The sequence below is a fragment of the Oceanisphaera litoralis genome, from assembly GCF_016907015.1.
GTDB lineage: Bacteria > Pseudomonadota > Gammaproteobacteria > Enterobacterales > Aeromonadaceae > Oceanimonas > Oceanimonas litoralis.
The window spans coordinates 24438-38645 of sequence record NZ_JAFBBE010000015.1; the positions used below are offsets into that span (position 1 = coordinate 24438).

The following is a 14208-nucleotide window of genomic DNA, read 5'->3' on the forward strand; positions in this document are numbered from 1 at the left end:
CCCTAAGGCGCCCTTTTATTCAGCTTGACGAGTCGGAATTAATCGCGACCGGCACGCTTGCGTTCGTTTTCGGTCAGGGCACGCTTGCGAATACGCAGGTGGTTCGGCGTTACTTCAACCAGCTCGTCGTCACTGATGAACTCCAGTGACTGTTCCAGCGTCATCTTGATCGGCGTGACCAGCGTCAGCGCTTCATCGGTACCGGAAGCACGAACGTTGGTCAGCTGCTTGCCTTTAATGCAGTTAACCGTCAGGTCGTTGGCACGGCTGTGAATACCGATGACCATACCTTCGTAAACTTCGGTGGCGTGATCGATAAACAGACGGCCACGTTCCTGAATGTTGAACAGCGAATAGGCGGAAGCCTTGCCCTTGCCGTTGGAAATCAGTACGCCGTTGGTACGAGCACCGATGGTACCGCCCTTATGCGGACCGTAGTGGTCGAAGCTGTGGTTCATCAGACCGGAGCCGGAGGTCATGGTCATGAATTCGGTCTGGAAACCGATCAAGCCACGGGCCGGTACGGTAAAGTCGATACGGACACGACCCTTGCCATCCGGCACCATGTCGGTCATTTCGGCTTTACGCTCACCCAACTTCTCCATTACGGAGCCCTGGTGCTCTTCTTCCACATCGACGGTCAGGTTTTCGAAAGGTTCCAGCTTGACGCCGTTTTCTGTTTTCAGAATAACTTCCGGACGAGAAACGGCCAGCTCGTAGCCTTCACGACGCATGTTTTCGATCAGGATGCCCAGGTGCAGTTCACCACGGCCCGATACGCGGAATTTATCCGGATCGGCACCCTGCTCAACACGCAATGCCACGTTGTGCACCAGCTCGGAGGTCAGACGCTCCATGATATTACGGGAAGTAACATACTTGCCGTCTTTACCAGCGAACGGAGAGTTGTTGACCTGGAAGGTCATGGTGACGGTCGGCTCGTCTACAGACAGCGGCGGCAGTGCTTCGGCAGAGCCCAGAGCACAGACGGTGTCGGAGATTTTCAGCTCGCCCAGGCCGGTAATGGCCACGATGTCACCGGCATTACCTTCGGTCGCTTCGGTACGCTGCAGGCCCAGGTAACCCATAACCATGCCCACCTTACCGTTGCGGGACTTGCCATCGGCACCCACTACGGTGACCTGCTGGTTCACTCTAACGGTACCGCGCTTGATGCGACCGATGCCGATAACGCCGACATAAGAGGAGTAATCAAGCTGGGAGATCTGCATCTGCAGCGGACCTTCCAGATCGGCATCGGGTGCCGGAACCTGATCAACGATGGTCTGGAACAGCGCCGTCATGTCCGGCTCTGGTGCATCCACATCCAGGGAGGCCCAGCCATTGATGCCGGAAGCATAAATCACCTGGAAGTCGAGCTGGTCGTCGGTCGCGCCCAGGTTATCGAACAGATCGAAAATCTGATCCAGTACCCAGTCGGGACGAGCGCCGGGCTTGTCGACCTTGTTGATAACAACAATAGGCTTCAGGCCCTGGGCAAATGCCTTCTGGGTCACGAAGCGAGTCTGCGGCATGGGACCTTCCTGCGCATCAACCAGCAGCAGTACCGAGTCAACCATGGACATGACCCGTTCCACTTCACCACCGAAATCGGCGTGTCCGGGGGTGTCTACGATGTTGATGCGATATGCCTGTTCGTCGGGAGCAGTCCAGCGAATAGCGGTATTCTTGGCAAGAATGGTAATGCCGCGCTCCCGCTCTATGTCATTGGAGTCCATGACTCGCTCTTCGGCTTCGCCACGGCTTTCCAGCGTACCGGACTGCTGCAGCAGCTTGTCTACCAGAGTGGTTTTACCATGGTCGACGTGAGCGATGATTGCGATATTACGTAAGTTATCTAACATTCCTGCCTCAAAATACCGGGGGTGGATAAAAAATCGTCGGTCATTTTACTCGCCCACCTCGGATCTGCCTAGCAGAATTGAAAATTACTGCTCGACAACTTCCCAATGGGCATCTTATGCACCATGATGATCTGCGCCGGAGTCAGATGCACCAAGAAGATCCAACTCCGCACTAACATGGTGCAATAAAATCGTGCCTGGGCCCCGCACATCGGGGTAAGGGCTATTATGACAAGCATTTGGCAACCTGGCACAGTTTTCGCTTTGTATTCCACTGTAGCGATGGCAATTGGTGAATTTGTTCATCAACACCTCAAACCCATAAAATGATTATTTTTGGAGGTCGAAATCCATGTCAATCGAAAACGTAATGGACATGATCAAGGAACACGATGTCAAATTCATCGATCTGCGTTTTACCGATATCAAGGGTAAAGAGCAGCACATCAGCATTCCGGTCAATCAGATAAACGACGACTTCTTCGAAGAAGGCAAAATGTTCGATGGCTCTTCCATGACCGCCTGGAAGACCATTCACGAATCCGACATGGTACTGATGCCCGATCCGGCCTCTGCCGTCATGGACCCCTTCACCGAAGACGCCACACTGAACATTCGCTGTGACGTGCTCGAGCCGAACACCATGCAAGGCTACGATCGTGACCCGCGCTCCATCGCCCGCCGCGCCGAAGAATATCTGCTGTCTACCGGCATCGCCGACACGGTACTGATCGGTCCCGAGCCCGAATTCTTCATGTTCGACGACGTGCGCTTCCACACCGACATGGCCGGCAGCTTCTTCAAGATTGACGACCAGGAAGCCAAGTGGAACTCCGGCAGCGAGTATGCCGAAGGCAACAAGGGCCACAGACCCGGCGTTAAGGGCGGCTACTTCCCGGTTGCCCCGATCGACTCGTCACAGGACATTCGTGCCGCCATGTGTCTGGTGATGGAAGAAATGGGCCTGGTGGTTGAAGCTCACCACCACGAAGTTGCAACTGCCGGTCAGAACGAAATCGCCTGCAAGTTCAACACCCTGACCCTGAAGGCCGATGAAATCCAGATCTACAAGTATGTGGTTCACAACGTCGCGCATGCCTTCAACAAGACCGCCACCTTCATGCCCAAGCCGCTGGTAGGGGATAACGGTTCCGGCATGCACGTGCACCAGTCTCTGGCCAAGAACGGTGAAAACCTGTTCGCCGGCGACCTGTACGGTGGCCTGTCTGAAACCGCCCTGTTCTACATCGGCGGTATCATCAAGCACGCCCGCGCCCTGAACGCCATCACCAACCCGGCCACCAACTCCTACAAGCGTCTGGTGCCCGGCTTTGAAGCTCCGGTCATGCTGGCCTACTCGGCCCGTAACCGTTCTGCGTCCATCCGTATCCCGCTGGTCGGCTCGCCCAAGGCTCGCCGTATCGAGACCCGCTTCCCGGATCCGGCCGCCAACCCTTATCTGTGCTTCGCCGCCCTGCTGATGGCCGGCCTGGACGGTATCCAGAACAAGATCCATCCGGGCGATGCCATGGACAAGGATCTGTACGATCTGCCGCCGGAAGAAGCCGCCGAGATCCCGACCGTGGCCGTGTCTCTGGACAATGCGCTGGACAACCTGAATGAAGATCGCGAGTTCCTGACCCGCGGTGGTGTATTCAGCGACGAGTTCATCGACGCCTACATCAAGTACAAGCGTGTCGAAACCGAAACCATCAACATGGCGACGCACCCGCTGGAATACGATCTGTACTATTCCGTTTAAGCTTTAAGCTTTAAACGGTAAGTTTGAAAGTAAAAGGTCCGGGGGAAACCGGGCCTTTTTTGTTTGCCGCCTACATGTCTCTTACCCGGCGTTGCCGGGCATCGCAAACCGCATCGGCAGCGCCTCCTGGCGGCAAGGGTGCCGAATTCGGGTTAGAATGCATGCACCATAGTGGTGCAAATGCAGACGAGAGGACACAAGGTGTTGGGATCCCGGCCAGACGTACAAGCGATTATCGATAACTTGCTCACGGCGGTGCTGGTGGTGGATGCCGAGCTGCAGGTGCTGTTTGCCAATACCGCCGCCGAACAATTGCTGCCCCTGAGCAAGCGCCGGCTGCAGGCGATGCCGCTTAACCTGGCGGAAGAAGAGATTTCGCTGGATATGGCCCGCATCAAACACTGCATCAATACCGAGCAGGGGTTTACCGACAGCGAAGTCCAGCTGATGATCGATGGTGACCCACGTTGGGTCGAGATCAGCGTCACTCCCCTGCCCAGCTCTTTAGCCTCACCAGAGGCGGAGCAGACCCGGGCGCTGATAGAACTCAGACTGATCGACCAGCAGAAGAAAATCAGCCAGGAACTGCAGCAGCGCACCCAGCAACAGGCCGCCCGGGAGCTGGTGCGGGGCCTGGCTCACGAAATCAAGAACCCGCTGGGAGGTCTGCGCGGCGCCGCCCAGTTGCTGGAGCGGGAACTGCCCCGGGAAGAGCTGAAGGAATTCACCCAGCTGATCATCGCCCAGGCGGACCGACTGCGTAACCTGGTGGATCGGCTGCTGGGCCCCCAGCGCCCCGGCCAACGCCAGATCACCAACCTGCATTCGGTACTGGAGCAGGTGCGCCGGCTGGTGGCGATGGAAATTCCGCCCGGCATCGGCCTGGAGCGGGATTACGACCCCAGCATTCCCGACTTCGAGATGGATCCGGAGCAACTGCAACAGGCCCTGCTCAACATAGTGCGCAACGCTACCGAGGCGCTGGGCGACCGCGGCCATATTCAGATCCGGACCCGCACCGCCTTTCAGGTCATGCTGCAGGGCCACCGTTACCGGCTGGCGGCCGAGATCCGCATTATCGACGACGGCCCCGGCATTCCCGACGCTCTGCGCGATACCCTGTTCTACCCCATGGTGACCGGCCGCGATGGCGGCACCGGCCTGGGGTTGTCTATCGCCCAGGATCTGATCCATCAGCATCAAGGCCGCATCGAAACTCAAAGCCGACCCGGGCGCACCGAATTTATCATCTATCTGCCGTTACGCCGCTAGGAGAGCCTTATGACCGAACAAGTATGGATAGTCGACGACGACAGCTCTATTCGCTGGGTACTGGAGCGTGCCCTGGGTCAGGCCGGCTTCGACTGCCAGAGCTTCGCCAACGGTGAAAGCGTGCTGACCGCGCTATCCGGGCAGCAGCCCAGCGTGGTGGTGTCCGATATTCGTATGGGTGGCATGGATGGCCTGACCCTGCTGGGCGCCATTCACGAACAGGTTCCCCAGTTGCCGGTGATCATCATGACCGCGCATTCGGATCTGGACAGCGCCGTCAGTGCCTACCGGCACGGCGCCTTCGAATACCTGCCCAAACCCTTCGATATCGACGAGGCGGTGACCCTGGTGCAACGCGCCATGGCGCACCTGCGGGAAAGCAAAAGCAAGGCCCGGGTGGCCGAGCTGGACACCGTCAACGCCCCGGAAATCATCGGCGAAGCCCCGGCCATGCAGGAGGTGTTCCGCGCCATCGGCCGCCTGGCACGCTCTTCCATCTCTGTGCTGATCAACGGCCAGAGCGGCACCGGCAAGGAACTGGTGGCCCATGCGCTGCACAAGCACAGCCCGCGCGCCAAGAGCCCCTTTATCGCCCTGAACATGGCCGCCATCCCGAAAGATTTGATTGAATCCGAACTGTTCGGTCATGAAAAAGGCGCCTTCACCGGCGCCAACAGCGTCCGCCAGGGTCGTTTCGAACAGGCCAATGGCGGCACCCTCTTCCTCGACGAAATCGGCGACATGCCGCTGGATATCCAGACCCGACTGCTGCGGGTGTTGTCCGACGGCCAGTTCTACCGGGTGGGCGGCCATCAGTCCATCAAGGTGGATGTACGCATCATCGCCGCCACCCACCAGGATCTGGAACTGAAGGTAACAGATGGAGACTTTCGCGAGGATTTGTTCCATCGCCTCAACGTCATTCGCGTCCATATGCCGGCGCTGAAAGATCGGCGGGAAGACATTCCCAAACTGGCCCGTCACTTCCTGGCCAAGGCGGCCAGGGAACTGAGCGTGGAGACCAAGAGCCTGCACCCGGATGCCCAGTCCTATCTGCAATCCCTGTCCTGGCCCGGCAACGTGCGCCAGTTGGAAAACGTCTGCCGCTGGCTGACGGTCATGGCGTCGGGTCAGGAAGTGCTGGTCACCGACCTCCCTCCGGAGCTGATGCAGAAGGAGCAGGAGAAAAACACCGCCGGCACCGGGCAGGACTGGCACCAGGCGCTGCGGGACTGGGCCCGGCAGGAACTGGCCCGCGGCCGACAGGATTTACTGGCCGGTGCCCTGCCCGAGTTCGAGCGTATCCTGCTCGACTGCGCCCTGAGCCATACTCAGGGTCACAAGCAGGATGCGGCCCGCCTGCTCGGCTGGGGCCGCAACACCCTGACCCGCAAGCTGAAAGAGTTACATGGTGACGACCATCCGGCCGAGGATAAACACTAGCCCGACTCATACCTGGAGGACAACGCCATGATAGATCCCAGCCTGCCCCTGCTCGACCTGCACCGTCATCTGGATGGCAATATTCGCCCCGCCACCATACTGGAGCTGGGTCGGTCTTTTGACATGAGGCTACCCGCCAGCACGCTGGAGGGGCTGCGCCCCCATGTGCAGGTGCTGGACAAGACCCCGGATCTGATGTCGTTTCTCGCCAAACTGGACTGGGGCGTCAAGGTACTGGGCAGTTACGATGCCTGTCGTCGGGTCGCCTATGAAAATATCGAAGACCTGCAACATGCCGGTATCGACTACGCCGAGCTGCGTTTCAGCCCGGGTTATATGGCGATGAGCCACCGGCTTGATCCCCGGGGCGTGGTGGAAGCGGTGATCGATGGCGTGGCCGCCGGCAGCCGCGACTTCGGCATACCGGCCAAGCTCATCGGCATCATGAGCCGCACCTTCGGCCCGCAGGCCTGCGACCTGGAGCTGGCCGCCTGTCTGGCGCATCAAGACCGGCTCGTCGCCATGGATCTGGCCGGTGACGAGCTCGGCTTTCCAGGAGACCTGTTCGAGGAGCACTTCAGGCGGGTACGCGAGGCCGGTCTGCACGTCACGGTGCACGCGGGTGAAGCCGCAGGCAGTGACAGCATCTGGCAGGCCATCAAGGTACTCGGTGCCGAACGCATCGGCCACGGCGTCAAGGCGGTGCAGGATAAATCCCTGCTCGACTATCTGGCCGAGCATCGCATCGGCATCGAAACCTGCCTGACCTCCAACCTGCAGACCAGTACGGTCGCCGAGCTGAGCACCCATCCCATCCATCGCTTTCTGGCCCACGACATACCCGTGTGCCTGAATACCGACGATCCGGCGGTGGAAGGCATAGAGCTGCGCCACGAATACACGGATGCCGCCTTGGCCGCCGGCCTGACGCCGGTGCAGAGCCGCCGGTGTCAGGAAAACGCCCTGGCCATGGCCTTTATCAGCGCCGAAGAAAAGGCCGCCCTGCTGCTGGCCAGCGCCGAGCGGGAATAAAAAACGGGGAATGGGGAATGGGGAATGGGGAATGGGGAATGATAAACCCCTAATCCCCATTCCCTAATTCCCGCTGTTAATCAAATCACCCGCGAGAACTGCTGGCGGCGGGCCTGAGTGCGCGAGTGCACGTCGAAACACATGCAGATATTGCGGATCAGCAACTGGCCCCTGGATGCCACCTGGATGGCATCAGCGGTCAGGGTCACCAGGCCATCGTCGATAAAGGTCTGCAGCAGCTTGAGATCCTCGGCAAAGTAATCGGCGAAACGGATGCCGTACTGCCGCTCCAGCGGGGCGAACTCCAGCTCGAAGTTGCAGATCAACGTCTTGATCAGATCCCGGCGCAGGCAATCGTCTTCGTTCAATGCATAACCCAGGGTCTGGGCATGGCCCAATTCGTCCAGCTGGGCGTAATAGCGCTTCAGATCCTTGTGATTCTGGGAATAGGCATCCCCCACCATGCTGATGGCCGATACGCCCAGGCCCAGCAGATCGCAATCCCCCTGGGTGGTATAACCCTGAAAGTTGCGGTGCAGTTCGCCTTCCCGCTGGGCCACCGCCAGGCTGTCGTCCGGCAGCGCAAAGTGATCCATGCCGATAAACTGATAACCCTGGCCGGTGAGATAGGCGATGCTGTGCTGCAGCATGGCCAGCTTCTTCGCCGGTGCCGGCATATCCGCGTCTTTCAGCTTGCGCTGGGCCGAGAAGCGGCTCGGCAGGTGGGCATAGTTGAACACCGACAGGCGGGCCGGCCTCATGGCCACTACCTGCTCCAGGGTATGGTGAAAGCTCTCCGGGGTCTGCAGCGGCAGGCCGTAGATCAGGTCCAGATTGGTGGAGCCAAAGCCCAGTTCGGCCGCCCGACTGACCAGTGCCTTGATGAAATCGTTGTCCTGCACCCGGTTGACCACCCGCTGCACGTCCTGGTTGAAGTCCTGCACCCCCAGGCTGATGCGATTGAAACCTTCTTCTTTGAGCACATCCAGCAGGCTCAGCTCGATGCGGCGCGGATCGATTTCGATGCTGAACTCGCCCTGTTCGGCAAAGCGGAAGTACCGGCGCAGCAGGCCGTTCAAGCGGCGGATCTGGGGTTCGGTCAAAAAGGTGGGGGTGCCACCGCCCCAGTGTAGCTGGGTCACGATGCGATCCACAAAGAGCGGCGCCAGACGTGCGATTTCCCGCTCCAGATAATCGAGGTAGATGTCGGCCTTGCCCTGGTGGCGGGTGATGACCTTGTTGCAGCCGCAGTAGTAGCACAGCTTGTGGCAGAAGGGGATATGCACATAGAGCGACAGCGGTCGTCCAGGATAGCGGCTGGCGGCGGCTTCGAGGTCCGCCATGCCAAAGCCGTCATTGAACTCCAGTGCCGTGGGATAGGAGGTATAACGTGGCCCCGAATAATTGTACTTTTCGATCAGGGCCTGATCCCATTCAATCTGTGCTGACATTACCTCTCCCCGGTCAGCGACCGGGCAGTTCCAGACTGGCCAGCCGCGTTACCTCAATGTTGATTTGTGCTTCCAGTTCCTGTTCGAAACCGGCTCGTTGCAGATCCATCCGCATGATTTCGTTGCGCTTGAATTGCTTGCGGGCATCGTGGGTCGGCATTTCCCTGACCCGTTCATACAGGTCGTAAATGCCCGGGTATTCGCCGGCAAATGCTTTCGGCTGCACAAACTGCAGGGCATTGAGCAGGTTGGTCAGGCGGATGGCGCCTTCCGACAGGTTGCACTGATCTTCACGCATCGCCATGGCGATGGTGCGAATGCTGTCCAGAATACGCTCGTTACGCTGGGTAATAGCCTGCTGCTGGCGCTGGGTTTGCAGCTTCAGCCGGGCCAGTAATTGACCCGCATAAACCGCCAGCCCCACTATGATGACGCCGCCCGTGAGGGCGGCTATCAACCAGGGTGAGATCATGACTTATCTTCCTTGTCTTCATATTGCGCAGGATCAAGATCTGCGTCCATAAAGCGGGTCCAGAGATCGTCGCCTTCTGCCGGATCTTCTTCATCTTCTTCCAGCAGGCCGAGCTCTTCCAGCAGTTGCTGATGGCGAGCCAGGGTCTTGTCCAGCCAGACGGCATCGTCTTTGCCCAGCTTCTCGCCTGCATCCACTCTGTCCAGCAGGGTATTGAGCCGCTCGTTGTTTTCCAGCTGGTCCAGTTCCTGCTCCGGCGTCAGCACCTGAACATGGGGGGCGACAACCGGCGCCGCCTGGTCCGGTTTTGGCGCCTTGACAGGCCGGTCCGGTTTGGGTGCCTTGGGGGCGGCCATTTCGGGCACCAGGGCTATCGGCTTTTTCGAGCCCAGACGCGGATCCCGAGGTGCCTTGGCGCCGCTGTTCTGCTGACCCGCCTCGCCGGTGTTGTGCCGGGAACCGGGCGCCAGCCCCTTGCGTTTGGCCTTGCGCTTGCGATCCTTGCTCTGCTCGGCAGTTTCCCGATTTTCCTTGCGGGCTCCGATTTGACCCGGGGTGCGGGTCTTTTTCATGCGTGTCATACAGACTCCGGTATTTGCAGAAGTATCACATCGGCACCGATGAATTCGATACCGAGCCCATCCCGTGCCGCCAGCCAGAGAAAGGTTTCCCGGCTGAAAAAGCTGACATGGGTGGGATCCTGTTTGTAATGCCAGGTGGCAAACGCCGCCTGGTCTCGGGCCAGCTTGGTCATGATGGCCAGCCAGCCTCCCGGTCGGAGCAGGGTCAGCAACTGCTGCCATTCCCTGCCCGGCCGGTAAAAATGTTCTATCGCTTCGGTACAGCAGACAAAGTCGTAACCCTGCTGCAACCGCTCCGGATAGTACGCATAATAAGGATCATAGGTAGTGGTGGCAAAGCCTGCTTCAGTCAGCATGGCCGCCAGTGCCGGACCCGGTCCGCAGCCGAAATCGAGCCCCCGACTGCCCGCAGGCAAACGGGCCATCAGCGGATCCGCCAGCCGCGCCAGAAAACGCCGATAACCCGCATCATGGGGCCGATTATCATGCAGATCATATTCCGCCTTTTCCGCTTCCTCGCTCAACCGGCATTCGGGATCGACGAAGATCAGCCGGCACCGGTGACAGCGATGATAACGGCGCCGCGCATCCTGCCAGAACAGGGGAGTCTCGATATGATCACAAAGGGGGCAGTTCAGGTCGTGCAACAGGGCAGACATGGGGAAACCAGATAAAGCAGGGGGCACCAGGCCCCCGGAGTGATAGTATTAACGCAGACCGGCGACGTACTGAGACAGTACCTCGATATCCTTGTCGGTCAGCTTGGCGGCGACGCCGCGCATCATGCCATTGGGATCGTTGTTACGTTCGCCACTGCGGAACATCTTCAGCTGAGCCGCGATGTAAGATGGGTACTGGCCGGACAGGCTCGGGAACTTGGCCGATTCCAGACCTTCGCCGCGAGGGCCGTGACAGGCCATACAGGCGGTCACGCCGCGCTCTATGTCACCACCCTGATACAGGGCCGCGCCCTGCTCGATCACCTCCTCCGGAGTGGCGATGGGGGTGATGGCCTGGCTGGCAAAATACGCCGCCACATCAAGCATGTCCTGCTCGGACAAGGACATGACCATGCCGCCCATGATGGCGTTGGCACGACCTTCACCACCGGTGGCGGCGGCCTTGAACTCGGCCAGCTGCTTGGCCAGATAAGAGGCATGCTGACCGGACAGTTTGGGATACATATCGGTCGGGCTGTTGCCATCGGCACCGTGACAGGCTACGCAGGTCGCGGCCTTGGCCTTACCTGCTTCGATGTCACCCTGTGCCTGGGCAACACCAACCACTCCGAGCATTAAGGCTAGCGTGAAAATAATTTTTTTCATGACGTTCCGACTTCTCGTTGTAAGAGCTTCCAGATCACATACCTGCGAGGGCATGTTACAATGCGATTCAAAAAACGGCACCATTCTACAATGATTTTGCGAGAAAGTAAGCAAAGCGGGTCCAGAACCCAGGGGAATTCATATTGAATAACAAGCAGATAAATTTTAACACCGCCCGCTTTATTACCAGCGCGCCCGATATCAACCAGATGCCGGCAGACAGCGGAATAGAGATCGCCTTTGCCGGTCGCTCAAACGCCGGTAAGTCCTCCGCTCTGAACACCATAACGCAGCATAAAAGTCTGGCACGGACCAGTAAAACCCCGGGACGTACCCAGCTGATCAACGTATTCGAACTGAGCGAAGGCAAGCGGCTGATCGATCTGCCCGGCTATGGCTATGCCAAGGTGCCGGAAGAAATGAAGCTGAAATGGCAGCAGGCCCTGTCGGTCTATCTGCAACAGCGCGAAAGCCTCAGGGGGCTGGTAGTGCTGATGGATATCCGCCATCCGCTCAAGGACATCGATCAGCAACTGCTGCAATGGGCCAGCGAAAGCCAACTGCCGGTACTGGCACTGCTGACCAAGTGCGACAAACTCAAGCCGGGCCCGCGCAAGTCCGAAGTACTGAAGGTGCGCGAAGCCGTGACCCTGTTCGGTGGCGACATCAGAGTCGAGTCCTTCAGCTCGCTCAAGGGCCTGGGCCTGGACAGGGCCAGGGAAATCCTGAGCGAATGGCTGCTGCAGGACGATGAACCGGCCGATCTCGCCGACGGTGAGACCGCCTGATGCGCCTGGATCGTTTTTTATCTGAAAGCACCGGCCTGACCCGCTCTGTGGCCAAAAAGGCCCTGCACCGGGGTGACGTCACCGTCGACGGCATTGTCGTCAAAAATAGCAGCCAGCAGATAGACGGCCAGGAAGTATGCCTCGAAGGTCGTCTGCTGATGGCACCGGGGCCGCGCTATCTGCTGTTGCACAAGCCTGCCGGTTATATCAGTTCCACCCAGGATGAAGACCACCCCTGTGTGCTGCAACTGCTGCCAACCGAACTGCGCCGCGGCATTCAATGCGCCGGACGCCTGGATGTGGATACCACGGGCCTGCTGCTGCTGACCGACGACGGCCAGTGGTCGCACCGCCTGCGTTCCCCGAAAAAAGCCTGCAACAAGGTCTATCGGGTCGATCTGGCCGAACCGCTGGCGGCGGATGTCGCCGAGCGCTTCGCACAAGGGGTGGACTTGCACGGAGAAGACAAAACGACCCTGCCGGCCACCCTGGAGGTCATCACCCCCACCCGGGTACTGCTGACCATACAGGAAGGCAAATACCACCAGGTAAAACGGATGTTTGCCGCCGTCGGCAACCACGTCTCGGGCCTGCACCGGCTGCAAATCGGGAACATAGTACTGGATGACAGCCTGGCCCCGGGCGAGTGGCGCCATCTCACCGCCGCCGAAGTGGCGTCCATTTGATGTAAGGGGGGAAAGCGTAACGAGCGAGGCGTAACCGGCATCACGTTTCAGTTCCTCCAGCGCCAGTAAATCCTCTTGATCGAGCCCATTCGAATCCTGTAACATCTGATTGACATCGATGACGTCACCGGCCGAAACATCATTGAGGCCGATACCAGCTGCTATGCTTCTTCTACTCAGCCATAAGGTGATGGAGACGCCATGGACATACTGATCCTCGAGGATGATTTGCTGGTCGCCGAGCTGGTGGATGCGGTGCTGACAGGCGCCATGTTCGGTGTCCGGGTGCGCCATGCGGCCAACGTTGCCGAGGCCAGGGCCGCCTGGACAAAACAACCGGCACAGCTGGTTATATGTGACTGGCATCTACCGGACGGAACCGGCCTTGAGTTGGTCAAACTGATCCGTCTCACCGATCAAAAAACTCCCATCGTCATGGTCAGTGCCCGCTCCAACCGTGACAGAGTCATGGCCGCAGCACGCCATGGCATCAACGAATTTATCGCCAAACCCTTCGATGTGGCCACGCTGCAGCAACGGCTGCTGCCGCTGCTTATCGCCGTCGAGGCTGCCGAGACGCCAACGCCCGGCCCGGAATCTTCCCCGCACCCATCTTTGAAGGCACTCGAGACCTGGCTTGACGATGCCTTGACCGAAACACTTCGCCTACCCAGTAATCTGGATCCAGAGGCCATACTGCCGCTGCTGGCCAAAAGCGATGAGCTGTCTGCGGTAGAGCTGACCCGCCTCTGGAAAACTGAAACCACATTGTCTGCCAGATTCCTGAACCTGGCCAACAGCGCCTCCATGAGGCGCAGCGGAAAACCGGTTACCCGGCTCGATGAAGCCATCACCACCATAGGGGTGGATATGGCGCTGCGCAATGCCGTTGCACTGTCACTCGACATCACCGCCTCACTGCACGATAAACGATTACTCGAACAGGGCCGCCTCTATCTGGGCATCGCCGAACAGGTCGCCGGCATCGCCCGGGCCATGGCCCTGAGCATAGGTCTGGATGGTCTGAGCTGTTATACGGCCGGCTTGCTGAGTCGAATCGGGGAGCTGGCAGTATTACGCACCATGCAGGACTTTATCAACCAGGGTGGCGAGATAAAGGATTCGGATATAGTCACGCTGATAGCCCGATGGGGGCCCCATTATGGCAACCATCTCAAGCAGCAATGGAAACTGCCGCTGCCGGTGCGAGAGCTGATCGGCGCCATACATATGGCACCCACTCATACCACACAACGACCCTTGCTGATCATGCACCTGGCCGCCCTCAGAGTCGGATCCCGCCTGAATAACCCCGAGGCGTTGCGCATGTTGCGCCAGTCGGGGCTGGATGTGGAAAAATGGCTGCCAATGGCCGAAAATGAACCCTTATCCCCCGTGAAAATGTCTCAGAACGCCCCATAGCGTATTCTGTGTCAGCTGTTGGCATATAACCAACAAACAGCACCGGAACGTCAAAGAAGAGAGTCGGCGGAGCGGGTCCCTTGGCCGATATGCAAACATTGATCTAAAA

General features: G+C 58.9%; 13 protein-coding genes. 7 read left to right on the forward strand and 6 right to left on the reverse strand.

The window, feature by feature from the left end:
• Nucleotides 1-38: 38 nt before the first annotated feature.
• Nucleotides 39-1865, reverse strand: a complete 1827-nt coding sequence (typA, locus tag HNR62_RS10340) for a translational GTPase TypA (protein ID WP_204796012.1) — start codon at nt 1863-1865, stop codon at nt 39-41.
• A gap of 352 nt (nt 1866-2217) precedes the next feature.
• On the opposite strand from typA, the gene glnA reads away from it, so the two are divergent.
• The 4 genes from glnA (at nt 2218) to add (ending at nt 7374) form a co-directional block, all read left to right on the forward strand.
• Entirely contained in the window at nt 2218-3627 is a 1410-nt protein-coding gene (gene glnA / locus HNR62_RS10345) for a glutamate--ammonia ligase (RefSeq protein ID WP_204796013.1), read from the forward strand.
• Nucleotides 3628-3831: 204 nt separating this feature from the next.
• Nucleotides 3832-4899 (forward strand): nitrogen regulation protein NR(II), encoded by a 1068-nt coding sequence (glnL, locus tag HNR62_RS10350; RefSeq protein ID WP_239552745.1) that lies wholly within the window; start codon nt 3832-3834, stop codon nt 4897-4899.
• Between the two features lie 9 nt (nt 4900-4908).
• Nucleotides 4909-6342 (forward strand): nitrogen regulation protein NR(I), encoded by a 1434-nt coding sequence (gene glnG / locus HNR62_RS10355; protein ID WP_204796015.1) that lies wholly within the window; start codon nt 4909-4911, stop codon nt 6340-6342.
• A 27-nt stretch (nt 6343-6369) separates the two neighbouring features.
• Nucleotides 6370-7374 (forward strand): adenosine deaminase, encoded by a 1005-nt coding sequence (add, locus tag HNR62_RS10360; RefSeq protein WP_204796016.1) that lies wholly within the window; start codon nt 6370-6372, stop codon nt 7372-7374.
• A gap of 80 nt (nt 7375-7454) precedes the next feature.
• Here add and hemN read toward each other — a convergent pair whose 3' ends face one another.
• The 5 genes from hemN to HNR62_RS10385 are packed head-to-tail and all read right to left on the reverse strand — an operon-like array spanning nt 7455 to nt 11203.
• Nucleotides 7455-8825: an oxygen-independent coproporphyrinogen III oxidase gene (gene hemN / locus HNR62_RS10365; RefSeq protein WP_204796017.1), complete on the reverse strand. Its 1371-nt coding sequence runs from the start codon at nt 8823-8825 to the stop codon at nt 7455-7457.
• A 13-nt stretch (nt 8826-8838) separates the two neighbouring features.
• Nucleotides 8839-9282, reverse strand: a complete 444-nt coding sequence (locus tag HNR62_RS10370) for a DUF2489 domain-containing protein (RefSeq protein WP_204796076.1) — start codon at nt 9280-9282, stop codon at nt 8839-8841.
• 11 nt (nt 9283-9293) lie between these two features.
• Complete coding sequence (yihI, locus tag HNR62_RS10375; RefSeq protein WP_204796018.1) at nt 9294-9878, reverse strand: Der GTPase-activating protein YihI; 585 nt, start codon at nt 9876-9878, stop codon at nt 9294-9296.
• Entirely contained in the window at nt 9875-10537 is a 663-nt protein-coding gene (locus HNR62_RS10380; protein ID WP_239552740.1) for a class I SAM-dependent methyltransferase, read from the reverse strand. The genes yihI and HNR62_RS10380 overlap by 4 nt, the downstream gene beginning before the upstream one ends.
• A gap of 48 nt (nt 10538-10585) precedes the next feature.
• On the reverse strand, nt 10586-11203 hold the full coding sequence (locus HNR62_RS10385) for a c-type cytochrome (protein WP_204796019.1): 618 nt from the start codon (nt 11201-11203) through the stop codon (nt 10586-10588).
• A gap of 143 nt (nt 11204-11346) precedes the next feature.
• Here HNR62_RS10385 and yihA point away from each other — a divergent pair, with 143 nt between their 5' ends.
• The 3 genes from yihA to HNR62_RS10400 all read left to right on the forward strand — a co-directional run bounded on the left by yihA (nt 11347) and on the right by HNR62_RS10400 (nt 14099).
• The gene (yihA, locus tag HNR62_RS10390; protein ID WP_204796020.1) at nt 11347-11991 is read left to right on the forward strand and encodes a ribosome biogenesis GTP-binding protein YihA/YsxC; all 645 of its coding nucleotides are present in this window, start codon (nt 11347-11349) and stop codon (nt 11989-11991) included.
• Nucleotides 11991-12677: a 16S rRNA pseudouridine(516) synthase RsuA gene (gene rsuA / locus HNR62_RS10395; protein ID WP_204796021.1), complete on the forward strand. Its 687-nt coding sequence runs from the start codon at nt 11991-11993 to the stop codon at nt 12675-12677. The genes yihA and rsuA overlap by 1 nt, the downstream gene beginning before the upstream one ends.
• Nucleotides 12678-12878: 201 nt before the next feature.
• Nucleotides 12879-14099 (forward strand): response regulator, encoded by a 1221-nt coding sequence (locus HNR62_RS10400; protein WP_204796022.1) that lies wholly within the window; start codon nt 12879-12881, stop codon nt 14097-14099.
• Nucleotides 14100-14208 lie beyond the last annotated feature (109 nt).

Coding starts and splice junctions, on each gene's coding strand:
- add (WP_204796016.1), top strand. CDS start 6,370: ATGATAGATCCCAGCCTGCCCCTGCTCGACCTGCACCGTCATCTGGAT.
- HNR62_RS10400 (WP_204796022.1), top strand. CDS start 12,879: ATGGACATACTGATCCTCGAGGATGATTTGCTGGTCGCCGAGCTGGTG.
- HNR62_RS10380 (WP_239552740.1), bottom strand. CDS start 10,537: ATGTCTGCCCTGTTGCACGACCTGAACTGCCCCCTTTGTGATCATATC.
- glnA (WP_204796013.1), top strand. CDS start 2,218: ATGTCAATCGAAAACGTAATGGACATGATCAAGGAACACGATGTCAAA.
- typA (WP_204796012.1), bottom strand. CDS start 1,865: ATGTTAGATAACTTACGTAATATCGCAATCATCGCTCACGTCGACCAT.
- hemN (WP_204796017.1), bottom strand. CDS start 8,825: ATGTCAGCACAGATTGAATGGGATCAGGCCCTGATCGAAAAGTACAAT.
- HNR62_RS10385 (WP_204796019.1), bottom strand. CDS start 11,203: ATGAAAAAAATTATTTTCACGCTAGCCTTAATGCTCGGAGTGGTTGGT.
- yihI (WP_204796018.1), bottom strand. CDS start 9,878: ATGACACGCATGAAAAAGACCCGCACCCCGGGTCAAATCGGAGCCCGC.
- glnG (WP_204796015.1), top strand. CDS start 4,909: ATGACCGAACAAGTATGGATAGTCGACGACGACAGCTCTATTCGCTGG.
- rsuA (WP_204796021.1), top strand. CDS start 11,991: ATGCGCCTGGATCGTTTTTTATCTGAAAGCACCGGCCTGACCCGCTCT.